A 16,266-nucleotide genomic window follows, 5' to 3' on the forward strand; every position below is an offset into this window, starting at 1 on the left:
GCCTCCTGAATGCCGATCGCGCGTGATCAGCATCATCCAACCGGCAGGACTGTCTTACACGCCAACCCGGTGATCGTTTCCGGTCACAGCACTAGACGGCGCACCGGCCTGCGGTCATCCGCAGGTATGGCCTGCTTCAAAGCGTGCGATCGGGAGCGTAAGTGGGCGGCTGTGGGGGTGAAGCGCCAGCATGAAGATGTGCGAGCTTATGTGGATTGTCTCGTTCGCGCGATGCGGCCTGCCCGGACAGGGAACAAAGACTCAGGACGGTGGCTTTGCCTGGAGGCCGGATAAAGAAAAGTCGATTCCATGGATTGAACGCTTGAACCACTCGAGCCTTCCGGTTTCGTCGCCTGCTTGCGGAGGCCATTCATGGTCGTCGTCGGCGGCTGAGCAGTACTGACCGATCTCATGCTCCGTCAGCACGCAGCGCATCGGAATATCTTTTCCCTTGCCGCGGATCCGACACCGAAACATCGGTTCCGGCCGCTCATGACGCATGCCCAACTTTCGCAACGTGGTCTGGTCCTGCCGGACGGCTGAGTCCAGTCCCAATCATCCGTCGCACAACGAACCGGGGGAAACAAATGAATCACAACCGCATCTACGTGAATTCCGCTCGCCAGCATCACCCGTTCGACGGTTGGAACGAGGTCCAAGGCGGCGGCCTCACGGATCACCCGCTGGCGGCCGCGTCCTTCGGTGACCGGCTGTACGTCTTCGCCGCGGGCACGGACCGGCGGATCTACGTGAACTCGGCCCAGCAGCATCACCCGTTCGGCGGCTGGAACGAGGTCCAAGGCGGCGGCCTCACGGATCACCCGCTGGCGGCCGCGTCGTTCGGCGACCGGCTTTACGTCTTCGGCAGGGGTACCGACAGGCGGATCTACGTGAATTCGGCCCGCCAGGACCACCCGTTCGATGGCTGGACGGAGGTCCAGGGTGGCGGCCTCACGGACCATTCGCTGGCGGCGGCGGCGTTCGGTGACCGGCTGTACGTCTTCGCCGCGGGCACGGATCGGCGGATCTACGTGAACTCGGCCCGGCAGAATCAGCCGTTCGACGGTTGGACGGAGGTCCAGGGAGGGGGCCTCACGGACCATTCGCTGGCGGCGGCGGCGTTCGGTGACCGGCTGTACGTCTTCGCCGCGGGCACGGACCGGCGGATCTACGTGAACTCGGCCCGGCAGAATCAGCCGTTCGACGGCTGGACGGAGGTCCAGGGCGGCGGCCTCACCGACCATCCGCTCGCGGCCGCGTCCTTCGGCGACCGGCTCTACGTCTTCGGCACAGGGACCGATAAGCGGATCTACGTCAATTCCGCTCGACAGAATCACCCATTCGACGGCTGGGCCGAAGTCCAAGGCGGAGGCACCACCGAACACCCGCTGGGCGCCGCGGCATTCGGCGATCGGCTCTACGCCTTCGGCGCGGGCGTGAGGGTACCGGCCCACGTGTAGGCGAACGCGAAAGGTGTCCAGTTGACGTCCTGGCGACGAGCGGGTGATCAATTCGCCCGAACTCCTCGACAACAGGACGTCGACTGCGGTCGCTACCGGTTAGCCGGATCTGCTTGGATACCGGGCAGTGGCGGGAAACTGGTGTGCGGGCTGTCGAGCCACGCTCGGCCGAGTCCCTCCCCGTGACGCGGCCGATGAGGCGTAGGGCGGAGGTCACTTCGGCGGACGCCGTATCGCCTTCGAACGTCAATCCGTCCAGATGGTCGTCCAATGCGTTTGGTTCGATGCCATCCCGTTCTTCTGGGTCGCCGACCACCGAAGTCGTCACGAGTTCGCCGTTGACCACGTATGCGAACCGATCTCGATTCAGCGCGGGGATGCCTTTCCACCCGTTGGTCAAGGCGGGGCGGGCCCTCTGCGGACGTCGATGCCGGCGCGTACGCGGCCGAAAAGGGGAGTCGTGATCGTCGGTGGCGCGCCGCCGACGATCACGACGGCGTAATGACGGCAGGCTACGGCGGAGCATCGGTGCGTGATCCACCGCCGGTGCGGCCTGCTATCCGAGGTCGGACATCAGCGTGATGATCGCGTCGATGTCGTCGCCCTGGACGGAGTCTTCGGCGACCCGGTTGGATCGGATGAAGCCGCATTCGGCGCACTCGTGGACCAGCACGAGTCCCTTGCCGCCGCGGTGCTCGACACGCCGAGGATGCATCAGTCCACGGCAGGCCGAGGCCCGGTCGCCGGGGATGACATCGACGTGCTTGGAGCGCAGGCATGTCGGACAGTGGTTGCGGTAGCTCCCGTTGCTCAGCGGTGCGACGTTCGCGCCGCAGTGTTCGCACGTGAAGCCCTGGTTCTGGGCGGACCTGCTGATGGCTCTGCCTCCGGATCGAAGAAGTGATCTTCAATCGGGAGCGCAGGGTTCCGTTCGGATCTCGCTGTCCGTCCGCGCATGGCGCTCCGACAGCTCCCAGGCTTGCGTGGGCGAGGGACCGGTTCACCGCCTGTTCCCCCTCATCAGGGGTCGGCGATTACTTCCGCTTCCTGCTTCACCGGGGCATCTCTCAGCCGTCGGATCCGGACCTCGACCGGGTTTGGATGGATTGTCCCGGTCACTGTCAGCCGAGCCTCCTCAGCTGCCAGCGGTAGGTGTCGTCCCATGCTCACTGGCGTCGGCGTCGTCCCCTGTGATCAGAGCGCTGCCGTGACCGCCACATATGGTTGACGCATCACCCTCCTTCGACGTCGGCGGCATGCTCGGTGATCACAGCACGACGGGCTCGGCGAGGGCAACACGATTTCCGTTTCGAGGAAGCGATCTCCTCGTACCCTTCCGCTACCAGGGCAGGGGGCCGTCCTCGGCGAGGTTGGTCAGCGACTTCTGCACGATGTGGTACGCGCACGGGTCAAGGCCAGAGGGCAGCGCTCTGGGCCGGCCCTCCACCTCCAGCTGAATCGTCTGCCCGGCCCTGCGCATGCGCTCCATCAGGACGTCCGGCCGGCCCATCCCCGGCATCGGCGAAGGGCCGCCCTCGTCGTCCTCGCGGGACTCGATGCGCAGGATCGACAGCAGACGCCGCATCTCCGTCAGCGCTTCATGGCTGGTGCCGACGATCACGCCCGGCCGCTTCTGCTACGGCGGAGAGATCGGCGTCGCCGGCATGCACGCCCCCTACGCTGTGCAGCTCATCGTCAGTGACGGCCTGATCCTGTGTGGCAGCGACCTTTCCAGCGTCCGCACATTCCCGTTCTGCCGCTCGCGCCGGACATCGTCGCTTCCCCGGCGCCCTGGACGGCGGCGTGCCCCTGCACATCGGCGGAATCAGCCCGGTGCCCGGCCTCACCTACGTCGGCCTGCCCTTCCAGCGCAGCCGCGGCTCTGCTCTGCTCGGCTGGGTCGGGGGAAGACGCGGCTCGCGTGGCACGAAGCTACCCGTCAAGAGGCCGCGCGATCACGGTACGTCGGTGACTCGCCCGCAGGTCGCCGAGACAGGCCACTGTCCGCCGCGACCTGGGCCATGTACGCCCCCGAACTGTCCCACCGGAAGACCCGCTCAGCAGGGGAGCGACCTGCACCGTTTGCCCGGGTCAGCAGGAGCTTCGTGAGTCGATCCGAACGGTTTGGATCGGTGTCGGGCCGATCTCTCCCCACGAGTTGGGGCCGATGCACCTGTGAACCCAGAAACTCACGCCATTGGCGTCATATCGGCGGGTGGCGATGTGGGCGACGTCGCCGTTTCGGGTGTTGAAAGCGCTGAAGCCGCGTACGGTGACCGGTTGCGATTCGTTCATGATCGTTTGGTAGCGGGCGACGATTCCGCCGCGCAGGCCAGGGTCTCGATAGATGCAGACGTACGGATGAGGGCACCCGTGGGCGCTGTCGGCGTGTGCTTGCAGCGGTGACACCCAGAACGCTGAGGTGGCGAGCAGTGCGGCGGCGGGAATGGAGAAGAGTCTTCTGAGACGGTTCATGCTGACCGGCTCCTGCCACGAGGTCGGGTTCATCTGACTCGAAGCTTATGGAGGAAAGGACGAGCTCGAAAGTAATAAAGGAGAGGCTTGCGCCGCATCGATCGAGACATAACGGCATATGTCATGAAGTTTTGATAGCTGTGCGCCGTAGGTCTCAATGCGGAAACAAAAATTGGATCTTTGTTGCGGTATAACATGTCGTGCCAAGCCGGTGGCACGAGCCACGGGGGTTTCCAGACATGCGCGGGATGATTTTTGCGTGTTCAACTATCGCGGCAGAGAAATATGAAGACACGAACTCTTCACAGTTCCATCGCCTGGCTCGCTGTGGTCGTCGCCATGGCTCTCGGAGTGGGCCTGACTTTTCTCGGCGAGACGGGTGCCCGGCTGGCGGGCGTCTGGAGCCTGACCGTGGCGATAATCTCCATCGTCTGCGCGTGGCGCCAACCTCAGCCCTCTTCCCCGGCCCCATTACGCCGCAGACCGCCACAGCGGCAGATATTGAGCCCGGCTCGCAAGCGCGTCATCGGAGCGGCCACCGCGCTGGCGCTGCTCGCATCCGCGTACCTGACCTACTCCGTGATCGCGTACCGGCCTGACCTCACCATCGGACCACTGGACGTGCAGTACGGCCACAACATGATGGAGGGCAACTACGCCCTCATCAAGGTCCCCGAGAGCGCCTTCGACCGCCGCTTTCTCACCTTGAAGGTCACCCTGCGCAATCCCTCCGGCGCCGGATCGTGCGTAACCCCGGCCAGAGTCGACCTCATCCCGATCGTGGACCGAGTTGAACGGAACGAACACGCGGCCTGGAAGAAGCGGCCGGGAGAAACCGTGGAACTTCATCTCGGCCACGCCAGGAAGGAAGTCCAGATCAAGGCCGTGCTGTACGAGGACGACCTCGCCTGCAGGGTCGACCTGTCCGTCGCAGAAGCAGTCCTGCACAACTAGGAGATCCAGGAATGGCGACCACCGGCACGCGCGTCCTCGCCGCCGCAACGGCACTGCTGACGCTGGCCACGACCTCCTGCTCCGCCGCGGAGCCCGCGCCATCGCCCACGCAGGGCCGGCCCGCGCCGGTGGCGCACGGGCGGGCGGCGTCGACGGAGACGAAGTTCAGAAAAGGCGTCATGATCAACATGGGAGTACTGACCGACCTGCCCGGGATGGGGCAGTTGAAAGTCGGGCCCAACACGCGCAGCGGTTTCGACAATGGCCTGATCGGGTGGCTCTCCTCAAAGATCGACTTCGTGCCGCGACACGTCGACCTCACCATGGCGGAGCGGGAGCCGGCCATCACCAATGAGCCGCTCCTGGTCGATGCCGTCTTCGCCGCCTTCTCCATCACCGACGGCAGGAAGAGCCGCATGGACTTCGCGGGCCCGTACCTGGTCAACAAACAGGGCGTCATGGTCCGGGCCGACGAGAAGAAGATCGCGACTATTTCCGATCTCGAGACCAAGACCATATGCGCGCCGAGAGGCTCCACGTCCATCGAGGAGCTGAAGGCCAGAAAGATGAAGGTGACGGAGGAGGAGAGCGTCGAGCAGTGCATCGACGCCCTCAAGAACAACAGCGTGCACGGAGTGTCCACCGACCAGCTGCTCCTGTACGGACGGGCCCGGAATGACTCCTCGCTCCGGGTCCTGCCCAAGCTCACCTTCGGGCACTACGAGAACTACGGCATCGCGCTGCCCAAGAACAGCGGCGCCGACTGCCTGCTGCTGACCGAGCATCTCAAGGACTTCATCAGGAGCGGAGAGTGGGAGAAGATCTTCGGGCAGAACTTCCCCGATCTGGCGTCGGAGGCGGACGCGTACAAACCGAAACTCACCGCTTTCGAGCAGTGTGGACCCTGACGGTTCACCAGTCGTGGTCGCAGATCGCGGCGTGCTCGGAATTCGACCACTGCTCGTCGAGGAACTCCGTCTTGAGCTTCGTGGCCGCGTCCGCGTTCTCGATGAGAAACCGTGATCCTGGGTCGTGTCGGGTAAACGTTCCTGGAGCCGCGTAGAACGCGGTGTCGTCCACGCAGACCAGTTCGTGTGCAACCGGTACCTGTGGCCGGACGGCCAGGTGTTCCTGTAGGAGGCGCGGAACGGCGCCAGTTGCAGGGACTTTCTCATCGCCTTGTGCGCGTCGGCGTCGTATTGGGTCTGGAGCCGCACGCGATCCCATTCCGGGCGACACGGATTCACGTTCTTTTTGTACCGCATCGAGATATCTCATAAGCGCATCAGCGCACTCGCGCCTCCAGCGTCCACAGGTCAAGAACGGTTCACTTGCGGCCAGCGGTAGGAAATCGGCTTTCGGTGAATGCGCCGCGTGTTCCGCTACGGCAGGACTTTGAGCAGTTGCTCGGCGAGGACGCCGGCCGAAGCGGGGTTCCGCTCGGTGATCATGTTGCGGTCCGCCACCGTGTAGGCGGCCAGGTTCGGCGTACGGAAGATCGACAGGCGCATCAGCGGCTCGCGGCGGCGGGCCTGGACGGCGACGAACGCGGCCAGCCGAGTCACGGTGCCGGAGAGCACGAACCATGTCTCGGCCGAGCCCCAGCCGGCCTCCGGTGCGCGGACGATGGCGTAGACGGTGGTGCCGAGGCCGAGGGTGACATCAGGGTGCCGAGCATGTCGATGGAGCCGCGGGCCGGCGGATGCGCGCCGCGCAGGGTGGACTTTGCCATTATACGGGTAGGGGGTATAGGTTGCCTGGGTGGCCGATCGAGCTAGAAGGTTCTGATGTCTGATTCGACGCACCACGGTGACGACCCCGGCGTCCATCCGCAGCGGAAGGCGACATGGGGAGTGGCCGCCTCGGCGACCCTGCACTGCCTCACCGGCTGTGCCATCGGTGAGGTGCTCGGCATGGTCATCGCCACCGCCCTGGGCTGGCACGACCTGCCCAGCATCCTGCTGGCCGTCGTCCTGGCGTTCGTCTTCGGGTACGCGCTCACCCTGCGCGGCCTGTTCCGTGCGGGCCTGAAGTGGCGTGCGGCGCTACGCCTCGCCCTGGCCGCCGACACCCTGTCGATCCTCGTCATGGAGATCGTCGACAACGGCGTCATGGTGATCATCCCGGGCGCGATGGACGCCGGTCTGGCCTCGTTGCTGTTCTGGGGCGCGCTGGCATTCTCCCTGCTGGTGGCCTTCCTCGTCACGGTGCCCATCAACAAGTGGATCATCGGACGCGGCAGGGGCCACGCCGTGATCCACGCCTACCATCACTGACCGGTCGGCCTGCTCGACGCGTTCGGCGAGCAGCGCCCGGAAGTGCCGGCAGGTGGCCAGGTCCTCGTGGTCGCAGGCCAGCGCGCAGTCGATGAGGTCGAGCGACGCCTGGGCCGCGGCGATGCGGCGGAGCAGATCCTCGCGGTTGCGGCGGAGGATCTCGCGGCGGGTGGCCGGTTCTGCGGCGGTGAGCATCTGACGGAGATCCTCCAGGCCGATGCCGGCTTCCCTGGCGCGCAGGATCGCCGCGATCCGGTAGAGGTCGTCGCGGCCGTAGCGGCGGCGATCGCCCTCGGCGCGGGCCGGGGAGAGCAGGCCCACCGCCTCCCAGTGGCGCAGGACGTGCGGCGCGAGCCCGAACCGGGCTGCGGCGTCGCCGATGGCCATCGCCGGATTTGACTTCATGTCGACATTAAGTCGCATGGTTGGGCGCATGTCGAACGAACTCATCAAGCTCCTCGACCGCGCCGACGCCATGCCGGCCGCCGGCCTGTTGCGCGCCCGCACGTACGACCTGCTCCGGCTCAAACCCGGGGAAACCGTCGTCGACGTGGGCTGCGGCGCGGGCCTGGCGGTGGCCGAGCTGACCGACAGGAACGTCACGGCGGTCGGCGTGGACGTCAGCGAAGAGATGATCACGGTGGCCCGGCGGCGCCGTCCCGAGGCCGACTTCCGCATCGGCGACGCCTACCGCCTGCCTTTGCATGATCGCGAGGTGGCCGGTTACCGGGCGGACAAGGTCTTCCACGAGCTCGCCGACCCGGCCAAGGCCCTGGCCGAGGCCGTACGCGTGCTGGCCCCCGGCGGCCGGATCGTCCTCATCGGACAGGACTGGGACACCATCGTCATCGACTCCGACCAGCCCGCCCTCACCAGGACCATCGTGCACGCCCGCGCCGATCTCACCACGAACCCGCGCGCCGCCCGCGCGTACCGCAACCTGCTGCTGGACGCCGGGTTCCGCGAGGTGGAGGTGGAGGTGCACGTCGGGGTCTTCACCGGCGAGACCATGCTCGCCATGCTGGCCGGCCTCGCGCGGGCCGCGCATTCGGCGGGGGTCATCACCCGGGAGGAGTGCGACGCCTGGACGGGGGAGCAGGCGCGACGTGCCGAGGAGGACCGGCTGTTCCTGGCCCTGCCGCTGTTCGTCGCCTCCGCCACCAAGTAGCCGATCAGCCGGCGCCGTAGGCGCGCCACCCCCAGGTCACGGAAGCCGGCGGCCTCGGCCATCGGTTCGGCCAGGTCGAGATCCCCGTCCTTCGCGTACTGGTCGGTCACGCTCGCGACGGCGTACGTCGGGACCGACAGCACCCCGCCCGCGGGGCTCGACACCCCGAGGGCGGGGTGCGGCTTGGCGTCCCAGCCGGGCCGCTCCCGCTCGCGTGAGCCGGCGATGTCCAGGCCGGCCGTCGCGGGCCAGCGGCCGAGCCACCGAGACAGATGCCGGGTCAGCAAGCGTTCCATCATCTTTCCTTCCTATACGGTAGGGGGGTACGGTACATCCCTATGAGACGCTTCGTGCCGCTTGAACCCGCGACCGCGCCCGGCAAGTCCAAGGACCTGCTGCAGGACATCCTGGACAGGAGGGGCAGTGTGGGGGAGATGGTCGCCACCATGGCGCACTCCCCGGCGCTGCTGGAGGGTTATCTGAACCTGTCGCGCGCGATGAAACGGGTCAAACTGCCGCGGGCCCTCAGCGAGAAGGTCTCGCTCGCCGTACAGGAGTGGATCGGGTGCGGCACCTGCATGCAGGCGCACATCGAGGCGGCGCGCGCGGCCGGGCTCAGCGAGGCCGACATCGCGCTGGCGCGGCAGGGCACGTCCACCGACGCCAGGGAGGCGGCCCTGATCGCCGTGGCCGTACGGGTGCTGGCCGAGCCGTCGTCCCTCACCGACGCCGACGTGGCCGACCTGCGGGCGCACGGCTGGAGCGACCGGGTCATCGCCGAGATCGTCGGCGTCGTCACGCTCAACCTCCTGACCGGCGCCTTCAACCTCCTGGCCGGCCTGCAGCCGTCGAGCTGACGATGCCCGCGAAGGGAGCCAGAGCGTGGAACTGCGTCCCGCGAGACAGGAAGACGTCCAGGAGATCGCCGGAATCTGGTACGAAGGCTGGGACGACGGGCACCGAGGCAACGTCCCCGAGTCGCTCGCGGCGGCCCGGATCCCGAACTCGTTCGGCGAACGCGCCGGCACGGTCGTCGCGGGCGACGCCCGCGCCCGCCGGTTCTACGAGCGGAACGGCTGGGCCGACGAAGGGCTGTTCGACCCCCCTCGCACCGGGCGAGACCGGACCCATCCTCGTCCCGGCCCACCGTTATGTGAAGAGTCATCTGCGATCGCCCGCAGCGGAGTGAGATCGCGGACGGTCGCGACAGTCGGCTCGTTCTCGCGAGCCGAGGATGTCCGGTGCTGCCTGGCCGCCGCGCCGCCTTTCAGCGCCTGCCGCTCGCGCGTCAGAGTCAGAGGGCGTGTGCTGGGTCGCCGATCAACCTGTCGAGGTAGTCGGCCACGGAGAGGTCGTCCCAGCTGCCTCCCGTGAGGGCGACGTGGCCATCGGGGCGGATGAGGACGAGGCCGTCGCCGTCCACCCCGTAAAGCTCGTGCGCCTGCCCCGTCACGTCGATCAATGCGCCGTCGCCGCAGGACAGGCCCGGAGGAACGATGCGATGCGTGTGCACGTCGCCGCGCCGGCTCTCGCGCATCTGAGGCGCGGGTCCGGGGCCGAAGACGAGCAGTGTGACGTGCGTGCCGTGGAAGAGGTCGAACAGTCTGACCTGCCTGCCGCTCTCCGGTTCGACGCAGCGGGCGTCCGGGGCGCGGTCGCCGGCGCGGATGCCGATCGCCTCGTCCAGGTCGCGGGCCAGGCTGCCGCCTCGGTAGGTGATGGTGAGCTGGCTGACGTCGCTGAACGGATCCTGCCCCTGGAACGCGCCGGCGATGCGCTCCGACACGCGTGCGGTGTCGCCGCCGGCCCAGTATCTGCCCCGGGCGGTGGTCGAGGCCAGCACGTGCCTGGCGATCGGCAGGCGTTCCTCCTCATAGGTGTCCAGCAGCGGTTCGGGCGCTCCGCGCAGGACGTGCGCGAGCTTCCAGCCGAGGTTGTACGCGTCCTGGACGCCGGTGTTCATGCCCTGGCCGCCCGCGGGCGTGTGTACATGGGCGGCGTCTCCGGCCAGGAAGACGCGGCCAACCCGGTATCGGTCGACCATGCGGATGTTGACCTGGTAGATCGAGAGGTAGATCGCGTCGTGGAAGCGCACGCCGGGCAGCCCGACGTGCTGGGCGAAGATGTTGCTGAACGTCTCCACCGAGACCGGGGGAAACTCCTGGCCGTCGTCCGGCGGCAGCGGGGCGGTGAAGAACCAGGTTCCGCTGCTCGGCATCGGGGCCAGGGTCAGCATGCCGCCGGGGCCGGTCGCCCACATGTGGGAAACCGAGGCGTCCAGGCCGTCGACGCTGAGGTTGCCGAACAGCATCCGCTGCCGCTCCCACGTCTCGCCGAGGAAGTCGATGCCGGCCTGCTTGCGTACGGTGCTGCCGCCGCCGTCGCACCCGACGAGGTAGCGCGCGCGGATGTCCTGCAGCCGCCCGTCAAGGCGGATGGCTGCCGTGACCTGGTCGCGGTCCTGGGAGAGGGCGACCAGCTCGGCGCCGAGCTCCACCGTGGTGCCGAGCGAGGCCAGCTTCTCGCGCAGGGCCGCCTCGGTGAACTGCTGACCCACCATGAGGCTGCCCGGATAGGGCGCACCCGGCACCGGAGGCGCGTCGTACATGACCACCTCGCGCACCACGCTCCCCTCCGCGTCGTAGAAGCGCGTGGGGAGGGGAGGTTCGGCGTGTTCGGCCAGGCGGCCGAGCACGCCGATGTCCTCGAACACCTCCTGGGTGCGGGCCCGGACGCCCCGGGCCCGCGTTCCGGCCGGGTGGGCGGTGGCGCGATCGATGATCCGCACGCGCAGGTCGCGGCGGGCGAGCTCACACGCCAGCGTGAGCCCCACCGGCCCCGCGCCGACGATGAGGACGTCCGTGATGTCAGAGGTCTCCATGGAGTCGCTCTCCCTTCATGACGACAATAGAGTGGGCGATCGCCCATTTTTAGTGGGCGCTAGCCCACTCGTCAATCCGGCAGGGAGGCGCGTACGTCGTCCTATGGCTCTGACCTCCGTGTTCTGCTGAGAGACGACGTCCGTCCAGCCGCTCCAGTCGGAGGGCCGTCCGACGGGTCGCCCGCCGCGCAGGTCCCATCAACGACGGAACGGGCCGAGCCCACGGCCAGGCGGCCCCGTCGGGGCTCAGAGCGATCGCCGTGACGTTGTGCCGACGTTCACATGGCGGGCCGGCGGCAGGCGGGCACCGCCGGCCACGTCCCATAGCTCCGTTGCTCGGCCGCCGATGGCAGGGGTGGCGTGAGGGTCACTCGCCGGAGGTGGCCTGTTCCCGCTTGCGGGCGCGGTAGGCGCGCAGGTTTGCGGCGTTGCCGCAGAACCGTACGTCGTGCCAGACGCCGCTGTTGTTGCGTGAACGGTCGTAGAACGCACACGGGCAGCGCTCGTTGCGGCACGTCTTCAGTCGCCGCCACTGGTCGGTCTGCTGTGCCTGGAGGCATTCGATCAGCACGAGCGATGCGACCCTCCGCCATCCGGTGCCCGAAGGTTCCGCGACGACGGTGCCGCGCTCGTCGACCCGCATCGAGACGGACAATGGCGGAAGGGCGGCCAGTACCTGCGCGGACACCTCCTCGGCGCCGTCGCTCAGATCGGAGAGAAGCCTGCGGAGAGCCCATCTCAGATCCCGCAGCGCCTCGCAGTCACGATCGGTGAGGTCCACAGCAGGAGCGGGCCGGCCGGAAGCCACGCTCCAACGGGCGAGCGCCTCGCTCAACCACGTCTGCGCGGCGCTGGGGTCGTCGAGCCAGTCAGCATGGCGCGGCCTGCCGGCGGGCGAGGTGTTGAGCAGGTCCTGGACGAACGCGAGACCGCCGGGAGCAGGTTCCAAGGCATAGCGCTCCGTGGCCGGCCACGTCATCGCGTTGTCCTTTCTCCGGGGATGCGACATCCCCTGGCGTCACGTAGCACCGACATGGTGTGTCCGCGGATCCTAACGAACATGTCCGCAGTGCCGACGGGCCCGTCAGGTCCTCCCTCGGCATACGCCCCGTGCCACCCTGCCGAGGCGCGCTGGGTCACAGAGCGAGCAGGATGCGGCCGAAGGGGCCGTCCTCGGCCAGGACGCGCTGCGCCTCGGAAGCCTTCTCCAGCGGGAGGACCTGCGCCACCTTCGGATGTAGCTCACCCTGCGAGACCAGGTCGAGCAGGGCCGCGTTGGCGGCGTTGACCTGCTCGGTGGTGAACAAGGCGAACCTGAATCCGTGGATGTGGGCGTTCTTCCATATCAGGTCGGTCACGTTGATCTCGGCACGCACGTCGGCCGCGTAACCGATGCTGACGAGGGTGCCGCCCACGGCCAACGAGCCGAGTGCCTCCCCGGTGACCGAACCCCCGACGCCGTCCAGCACGACGTCCACGCCCTTACCGTCGGTCAGCCGCGCCACCCCTTCACGCAGCGACTCGTGCGTGAGGTCGATGACCTCATACCCTGCGGACCGGCCCAGCTCCGCCTTCTCGGTGGTGGTGGCCGTGGTGATGGCCTGCGACGCGCCCAGGACACGGGCGACCTCCACGCCGCCCTGACCGACCGCACCGCCGACGCCCGGCGCCAGTACACTCTGGCCGCCGCGAAAACCCGCCAACTCGTTCAGCGCCAGGTAAGCGGTCAGGTAACCGGCGCCGGTCGTCAGCGCGGCGGCGGTTTCGTCGTCGACGCCGTCTGGGATCGGCACCAGATGGGCCGCGTCGACCGCGATGTAGTCGGCCCACGAACCGTCGGTGCTCACCCCGTACCGTCCTCCGCTCAGCACGACACGGTCACTTGCGGCCAGTCCCGAGGCGCCGGGCTCCTCGACCCGCCCCACACCGAAGCCACCCGGCCGGATCGGCAGCGGCTTGTGCAGGGTGGGTGCGAGTTTTCCCAAACGCACCGTCTCGTCCAGCGGGTTCACCCCGGCCACCGTCATCCTGACGAGCACCTGCCCCTCGGTGGGCGCCGGCAGGCGCCTCTCCCGCAACTCCAGTACGTCATAGCTGCCGAACCGGTCGTATTCAATCGCGCGCATGGCCCGTTCCTCACCTCGGCCCCGCCGACCGGTCGGACGACCGATGGCTCAGAGCATGAAAGAAGCTTAACCGGATTGGCTATGTCGGTCCAGTAGCTGGATCGGGCTCTGCACCCACGTCGACTTCGCCGTACATCCCAGGTGGGCTGGCAGGGCTTCAGCCTCGACCGAACGAAATCAACATAGGTGCCATCTTCACGGCTATGTCTTGCTGAGAGCCGACCGCGAGCTGGGATGCAGGCAGGCGATCGGCGGTCCGCAAGCCGACGGCCGCAGCTCACCATTCAGGGGCTGCTGCTACGGTTGGGGATCTCCGTTGTGACCATAAGGGGACGTATGTTCGGCATTGTCCGCCCGTGTCGGCACGTCCTGTGCAAGGGCCTGTACGCGGACTGGATGGGCCACTTGTGCGGACTCTGCTTGGCCCTCCGCGACGAGCACGGACACCTGTCCCGGCTGGTGACCAACTATGACGGCCTGCTCGTGTCCGTCCTGACCGAGGCCCAGACGTCCGCGCCCACGCCGCGCAGGAAGGCGGGCCCGTGCGCGTTGCGCGGGTTCAAGGGCGCCGACGTGGTGGAGTCCGAAGGGGTACGGCTGGCGGCGTCGGTGTCGCTGCTCCTGGCGGCCGGCAAGGTGAACGACCACGTGGCCGACGGCGACGGCATGTACGCCCGCCGCCCCCTGGCCGCCGGCGCCACCCGCCTGGCGAACCGCTGGTCCTCCGCCGGTACGGCCACGGCCGGCACGCTCGCCTTCGACCCCGCCCCGCTGACGGAGGCGGCCGCGCGTCAGGCGTTCCTGGAACGCATCCCCGCTCAGAGGCGTCCCGGATTAGGCGAGCTGATGGGGCCCACCGAGGACGCCGTGGCGGCGGCGTTCGCGCACACCGGGACGCTCGCCGGTAAACCCCACAACCGCGAGGCCCTGGAGGCGGCCGGTCGCGCGTTCGGGAGGCTGGCCCACCTGATCGACGCGGTGGAGGACCTCGCCGAGGACCGGGCGTCCGGGGCGTACAACCCGCTCGCCGCCACCGGCACCGGCCTGGACGAGGCGCGCCGCCACTGCGACACCGCGCACGCCGGCCTGAGCGCCGCCGTACACGCGCTCGACCTGCCCCGCCCCGCCCTGACCCACGCCCTGCTGGTACGAGAGACCGGCCACGCCGTCACCCGAGCCTTCGCCACCGCCGAACCGAACCACCCCGGCGCACCACCGGACCAGCGGCCGCCGAAACGGGACCCCGGCGGGCTGCTGTCCCTGGCGTGCGCCGCGCTGACCTGCTGCACCTGCGGCCTGTACCGGCCCGCCTGGGACGAGGAGCGCGACAGCTCCTGCTGCGGCCGCCTCGACTGCTCCGGCTGCGACTGCTGCAGCAACTGCGGCGATTGCTGTTCCTGCTGCTCATGCGAGGACGGCTGCTGCTGCGACGGCTGCAGCTGCGGCTGCGACTGACGCCGTCGGCCTCGCACCGCCGCGTCAGGCGTCACCGGCTGGGAACGTCCTGAGAACCTGGCACCCGGCGAGCGCCGCCCGCGAGCCGGTGCTGCGGGAGCTGGGTACCGTCACCCACCACGGCGAGGACGCCGGTCTGGCGGCCGTGGAGTTCCTCGCCCGGACTGCGGTGTCGTACGAGCTGCTCATCGGCTACCTGCACACGTTGCGCCTGGTCCAAGCCGAAGGCGTCGACGTGGTGGAGATCGCCGCGATCGGGAAGGCGTTGCGTGCGGCAGTCGGTGACGGCGCGCTGCGGGTGGATCACATCGCCAAAGGCGGGAACCGGATCCGGTTCCCGCCTCTCGTCTTCACCGTGTGGTGGTGAACAGGTAGGCGGAGTCCTCCACGGCCTCCACGCGGTGGCGGCGTTCGGGCATGACCAGCAGGTCGCCGGGCAGCCCGTCCCACGAGTCGGGTCCGGCGACGAGCCGTACCCGCCCGTGCAGCACGTGCACCGTGACCTCGCCGGGATGCTCGTGTTCGTGCATGTGCTCGCCCTGCCGCAATGCCATCACGGTCTGCCGCAACGAACGATCGTGTCCACCGTGGACAGTGGTGGCGCTGCGACCGCTGCCCGTCTCATGGGCACGCGCGAGCAGATCGTGAACGAGCGCGGTCAGTGAAACCTTGGTCATGACCGTGGCGCCCGGCGGTCTCGCCGAGCCTCCAGCTCCTCCGGGCTGACCACGGTCAGCATCGGCTGCCCGGGCGCGCAGAACATCGTCACGACGAACGCCGACTCCTCGTCGGCGAGGTGGTTGCCGTCCTGGTAGTGGATCACGTCCCCGCCCGGCTCCCAGAACGCCTCACCGGCCCGGACAACCCGTACGGGTTCGCCTTCGAGCTCGAAGTTGATGGCGCCCTTGACCACGTACCCGTATGCGGGACCGGAGTGCCGGTGCGGCGGCGCACCAGGGCTGTTCGGCGGCAGCGTGACGTGGATCGTCATCGCCTCGGCTCCCTCCGGCGCGGGCGGCGCCCCGGGCACGGTGGCGACCACGTCGATCTTCGGCGGCGGTCCGCTCTTGTCGGGGTTCTCAAGGTGGTGAGCGTGTGCTTGATCGGTGCCCATCAGGCTTCCTTTCGCGAAACGGTGGCCGGCTCGATCCGGCCGCGCACCAGCTCAGACCGGACAGCCCCCCGATTTGTGACAACGCCCGGAACCAGGCTCGACGCCGCGACGCCACGGCCGCCGTGCTACTCGACGACGCGCAGGTGCACCGGGAGGTCCGGGTGATCGTTGCTGATGGGAGTGGGTACGGGCGGCAACGCGCCGGCCGGTTGGCGGGCCCATACGCGGCGAGGATGGGGTCTCCCGCGGCGATGACCTGCCCGTCGGGCAGCTTGGGGCCGCGCTGGTATGACTCGACGATCGGTTTCGCCGGGCAGTTCGGTCGCCGCGATTGACGGCACAAAAACAGCCGAATGA

General features: G+C 68.2%; 18 protein-coding genes and 1 pseudogene. 8 read left to right on the forward strand and 11 right to left on the reverse strand.

Features of this window, described 5'->3' with window-relative positions; translation table 11 throughout:
* The first annotated feature begins 587 nt into the window (after positions 1–587).
* Positions 588–1,460: a hypothetical protein gene (locus AB0K12_RS28410; protein ID WP_364567540.1), complete on the forward strand. Its 873-nt coding sequence runs from the start codon at positions 588–590 to the stop codon at positions 1,458–1,460.
* Between the two features lie 556 nt (positions 1,461–2,016).
* On the opposite strand, the gene AB0K12_RS28415 is transcribed toward AB0K12_RS28410, so the two are convergent.
* The 3 genes from AB0K12_RS28415 to AB0K12_RS28425 all read right to left on the reverse strand — a co-directional run bounded on the left by AB0K12_RS28415 (position 2,017) and on the right by AB0K12_RS28425 (position 3,968).
* Positions 2,017–2,337, reverse strand: coding sequence for an RNHCP domain-containing protein (locus AB0K12_RS28415; RefSeq protein ID WP_364568305.1), 321 nt, complete (start codon positions 2,335–2,337; stop codon positions 2,017–2,019).
* Between the two features lie 462 nt (positions 2,338–2,799).
* On the reverse strand, positions 2,800–3,081 hold the full coding sequence (locus AB0K12_RS28420) for a hypothetical protein (protein ID WP_364567543.1): 282 nt from the start codon (positions 3,079–3,081) through the stop codon (positions 2,800–2,802).
* A gap of 470 nt (positions 3,082–3,551) precedes the next feature.
* Complete coding sequence (locus tag AB0K12_RS28425; RefSeq protein ID WP_364567545.1) at positions 3,552–3,968, reverse strand: hypothetical protein; 417 nt, start codon at positions 3,966–3,968, stop codon at positions 3,552–3,554.
* Between the two features lie 252 nt (positions 3,969–4,220).
* Between AB0K12_RS28425 and AB0K12_RS28430 the strand changes: the two genes are divergently transcribed.
* Positions 4,221–4,889 carry a hypothetical protein gene (locus AB0K12_RS28430; RefSeq protein ID WP_364567548.1) on the forward strand — a complete coding sequence of 223 codons (669 nt, stop codon included), beginning with the start codon at positions 4,221–4,223 and terminating at the stop codon, positions 4,887–4,889.
* A gap of 11 nt (positions 4,890–4,900) precedes the next feature.
* Positions 4,901–5,797 (forward strand): transporter substrate-binding domain-containing protein, encoded by an 897-nt coding sequence (locus AB0K12_RS28435; RefSeq protein WP_364567551.1) that lies wholly within the window; start codon positions 4,901–4,903, stop codon positions 5,795–5,797.
* 4 nt (positions 5,798–5,801) lie between these two features.
* Here the strand turns inward: AB0K12_RS28435 and AB0K12_RS28440 are convergent, their stop codons facing one another.
* Together AB0K12_RS28440 and AB0K12_RS28445 are read right to left on the reverse strand one after the other, a co-directional pair.
* Positions 5,802–5,969: a hypothetical protein gene (locus AB0K12_RS28440; protein ID WP_364567554.1), complete on the reverse strand. Its 168-nt coding sequence runs from the start codon at positions 5,967–5,969 to the stop codon at positions 5,802–5,804.
* A 302-nt stretch (positions 5,970–6,271) separates the two neighbouring features.
* A complete protein-coding gene (locus tag AB0K12_RS28445) occupies positions 6,272–6,469 on the reverse strand; it encodes a hypothetical protein (protein WP_364567557.1) in 198 nt (65 codons plus the stop codon).
* Positions 6,470–6,676: 207 nt separating this feature from the next.
* Between AB0K12_RS28445 and AB0K12_RS28450 the strand changes: the two genes are divergently transcribed.
* Positions 6,677–7,165, forward strand: coding sequence for a DUF4396 domain-containing protein (locus AB0K12_RS28450; RefSeq protein WP_364567559.1), 489 nt, complete (start codon positions 6,677–6,679; stop codon positions 7,163–7,165).
* Positions 7,166–7,411: 246 nt separating this feature from the next.
* On the opposite strand, the pseudogene AB0K12_RS28455 reads toward AB0K12_RS28450, so the two are convergent.
* Positions 7,412–7,642, reverse strand: a pseudogene (locus AB0K12_RS28455) (MerR family transcriptional regulator); the annotation flags it as partial.
* On the opposite strand from AB0K12_RS28455, the gene AB0K12_RS28460 reads away from it, so the two are divergent.
* Together AB0K12_RS28460 and AB0K12_RS28465 are read left to right on the forward strand one after the other, a co-directional pair.
* Positions 7,599–8,333, forward strand: a complete 735-nt coding sequence (locus AB0K12_RS28460; RefSeq protein ID WP_364567562.1) for a methyltransferase domain-containing protein — start codon at positions 7,599–7,601, stop codon at positions 8,331–8,333. The pseudogene AB0K12_RS28455 and the gene AB0K12_RS28460 overlap by 44 nt on opposite strands.
* A 338-nt stretch (positions 8,334–8,671) precedes the next feature.
* Entirely contained in the window at positions 8,672–9,190 is a 519-nt protein-coding gene (locus AB0K12_RS28465; RefSeq protein WP_364567565.1) for a carboxymuconolactone decarboxylase family protein, read from the forward strand.
* A gap of 437 nt (positions 9,191–9,627) precedes the next feature.
* On the opposite strand, the gene AB0K12_RS28470 is transcribed toward AB0K12_RS28465, so the two are convergent.
* From AB0K12_RS28470 to AB0K12_RS28480, 3 genes are all read right to left on the reverse strand, one after another.
* Complete coding sequence (locus tag AB0K12_RS28470; protein WP_364567568.1) at positions 9,628–11,214, reverse strand: FAD-dependent monooxygenase; 1,587 nt, start codon at positions 11,212–11,214, stop codon at positions 9,628–9,630.
* Between the two features lie 367 nt (positions 11,215–11,581).
* Positions 11,582–12,193 (reverse strand): CGNR zinc finger domain-containing protein, encoded by a 612-nt coding sequence (locus tag AB0K12_RS28475; protein ID WP_364567571.1) that lies wholly within the window; start codon positions 12,191–12,193, stop codon positions 11,582–11,584.
* 157 nt (positions 12,194–12,350) lie between these two features.
* Positions 12,351–13,340, reverse strand: a complete 990-nt coding sequence (locus AB0K12_RS28480; RefSeq protein ID WP_364567574.1) for a zinc-binding alcohol dehydrogenase family protein — start codon at positions 13,338–13,340, stop codon at positions 12,351–12,353.
* A 336-nt stretch (positions 13,341–13,676) separates the two neighbouring features.
* On the opposite strand from AB0K12_RS28480, the gene AB0K12_RS28485 reads away from it, so the two are divergent.
* Entirely contained in the window at positions 13,677–14,795 is a 1,119-nt protein-coding gene (locus tag AB0K12_RS28485; RefSeq protein ID WP_364567577.1) for a DUF5685 family protein, read from the forward strand.
* An 88-nt stretch (positions 14,796–14,883) separates the two neighbouring features.
* Positions 14,884–15,162 carry a hypothetical protein gene (locus tag AB0K12_RS28490; RefSeq protein WP_364567580.1) on the forward strand — a complete coding sequence of 93 codons (279 nt, stop codon included), beginning with the start codon at positions 14,884–14,886 and terminating at the stop codon, positions 15,160–15,162.
* Here AB0K12_RS28490 and AB0K12_RS28495 read toward each other — a convergent pair.
* Positions 15,146–15,364 carry a hypothetical protein gene (locus tag AB0K12_RS28495; RefSeq protein WP_364567583.1) on the reverse strand — a complete coding sequence of 73 codons (219 nt, stop codon included), beginning with the start codon at positions 15,362–15,364 and terminating at the stop codon, positions 15,146–15,148. The two genes, AB0K12_RS28490 and AB0K12_RS28495, sit on opposite strands and share 17 nt — an antisense overlap.
* 104 nt (positions 15,365–15,468) lie before the next feature.
* Entirely contained in the window at positions 15,469–15,909 is a 441-nt protein-coding gene (locus AB0K12_RS28500; RefSeq protein WP_364567586.1) for a cupin domain-containing protein, read from the reverse strand.
* Positions 15,910–16,266 lie beyond the last annotated feature (357 nt).

The organism is Nonomuraea sp. NPDC049419, assembly GCF_040676995.1.
Lineage (GTDB): Bacteria > Actinomycetota > Actinomycetes > Streptosporangiales > Streptosporangiaceae > Nonomuraea > Nonomuraea salmonea.

Excerpts from the sequence above, each read along its gene's own strand:
- AB0K12_RS28450 (WP_364567559.1), top strand. The coding sequence starts at position 6,677 with ATGTCTGATTCGACGCACCACGGTGACGACCCCGGCGTCCATCCGCAG.
- AB0K12_RS28485 (WP_364567577.1), top strand. The coding sequence starts at position 13,677 with ATGTTCGGCATTGTCCGCCCGTGTCGGCACGTCCTGTGCAAGGGCCTG.
- AB0K12_RS28500 (WP_364567586.1), bottom strand. The coding sequence starts at position 15,909 with ATGGGCACCGATCAAGCACACGCTCACCACCTTGAGAACCCCGACAAG.
- AB0K12_RS28425 (WP_364567545.1), bottom strand. The coding sequence starts at position 3,968 with ATGAACCCGACCTCGTGGCAGGAGCCGGTCAGCATGAACCGTCTCAGA.
- AB0K12_RS28460 (WP_364567562.1), top strand. The coding sequence starts at position 7,599 with ATGTCGAACGAACTCATCAAGCTCCTCGACCGCGCCGACGCCATGCCG.
- AB0K12_RS28430 (WP_364567548.1), top strand. The coding sequence starts at position 4,221 with ATGAAGACACGAACTCTTCACAGTTCCATCGCCTGGCTCGCTGTGGTC.
- AB0K12_RS28465 (WP_364567565.1), top strand. The coding sequence starts at position 8,672 with ATGAGACGCTTCGTGCCGCTTGAACCCGCGACCGCGCCCGGCAAGTCC.
- AB0K12_RS28475 (WP_364567571.1), bottom strand. The coding sequence starts at position 12,193 with ATGACGTGGCCGGCCACGGAGCGCTATGCCTTGGAACCTGCTCCCGGC.
- AB0K12_RS28480 (WP_364567574.1), bottom strand. The coding sequence starts at position 13,340 with ATGCGCGCGATTGAATACGACCGGTTCGGCAGCTATGACGTACTGGAG.
- AB0K12_RS28470 (WP_364567568.1), bottom strand. The coding sequence starts at position 11,214 with ATGGAGACCTCTGACATCACGGACGTCCTCATCGTCGGCGCGGGGCCG.
- AB0K12_RS28435 (WP_364567551.1), top strand. The coding sequence starts at position 4,901 with ATGGCGACCACCGGCACGCGCGTCCTCGCCGCCGCAACGGCACTGCTG.
- AB0K12_RS28410 (WP_364567540.1), top strand. The coding sequence starts at position 588 with ATGAATCACAACCGCATCTACGTGAATTCCGCTCGCCAGCATCACCCG.